This window comes from Vibrio sp. 704, from assembly GCF_033339295.1.
Map to the genome: position 1 here is coordinate 1 of NZ_JAWOUH010000084.1, position 1,264 is coordinate 1,264.

Here is a 1,264-nt window from a genome sequence, read left to right on the forward strand (position 1 = left end):
ATCTCAACCTGTTGCAGAAACAGCTTCTCAAGAGCCAACTGAAGATCCGAAGAAAGCCGCAGTTGCAGCCGCTATTGCTCGTGCAAAAGCGCGTAAAGCGCAACAAGAAACTGAATCTCAACCTGTTGAAGAAACCGCTTCTCAAGAGCCAGCTGAAGATCCGAAGAAAGCCGCGGTCGCTGCTGCTATTGCTCGTGCAAAAGCGCGAAAAGCGCCACAAGAGACTGAACCTCAACCTGTTGCAGAAACGGCTTCTCAAGAGCCAACCGAAGATCCGAAGAAAGCCGCGGTCGCTGCTGCGATTGCTCGTGCAAAAGCGCGAAAAGCTCAACAAGACGCGAATAAAAATAATACCGAGGAGAACGAGTAATGTCGTTTTTTATTGCCAGTTCACCGCATGCGCATAGTCGTCGCAGCACGCCTGACTGAATGAAATGGGTAGCCTTATGTGCTATCCCTGGCTTGGCAGCGCAAACTTACTACTTTGGTTGGGGCACATTAATCCAGCTGATTTTTGCTATCGCCGTTGCAGTATCACTTGAAGCACTCGTGATGAGCTGTCGTAAACGCTCGCCAATGAGAGCGTTACGAGACAACAGTGCAATTGTCACCGCATGGCTACTCGCCGTCGCTATTCCACCTTGGTCTCCGTGGTGGATCATAGTTATTGGTTTAATTTTTGCGATTGTGATTGCCAAACATCTTTATGGCGGCATTGGACAGAATCTCTTCAACCCAGCAATGGTCGCTTACGTTGTACTTTTGATTTCCTTCCCGGTTCAAATGACTAGTTGGAGTGCACCAACACTGTTGATTCCAGACCATGTGAATTTCGCAGATACCCTCTCTTTGATTTTCACTGGTTTTGATTATGACGGTCTTTCATTGCAACAAGTTCGCGCTGGTGTTGATGGTGTAACAATGGCAACTCCACTGGATGCCTTTAAAACAGGTATTCACACGGGAGCAACCCCTAGTGAAGTGCTTTCACAGCCGATCTTTGGTGGCTTGTCTGGCATCGGCTGGCAGTGGGTGAACATAGCCTACCTGATTGGCGGCTTAGTGATGATCAAAAAACGCATCATTCAGTGGTACATTCCAGCAGGCTTCCTCGCGAGTTTGACTCTGTTTAGCCTTATTTTCAGCGTTATCACGCCGGGAGAGACGGCTTCGCCAATCTTCCATCTGCTGTCAGGCGCAACCATGCTAGGTGCGTTCTTTATTGCGACAGATCCAGTATCGGCATCTACCACAGTAAAAGGCC

General features: G+C 48.8%; 1 protein-coding gene and 1 pseudogene. Both read left to right on the top strand.

Going from position 1 to position 1,264, the window contains the following annotated elements:
• Positions 1 to 370, top strand: a pseudogene (locus R7R24_RS24595) (electron transport complex subunit RsxC); the annotation flags it as partial.
• A 59-nt stretch (positions 371 to 429) separates the two neighbouring features.
• Positions 430 to 1,264 (top strand): electron transport complex subunit RsxD (rsxD, locus tag R7R24_RS24600; protein ID WP_318119713.1); only part of this gene is annotated, 835 nt, incomplete at its 3' end.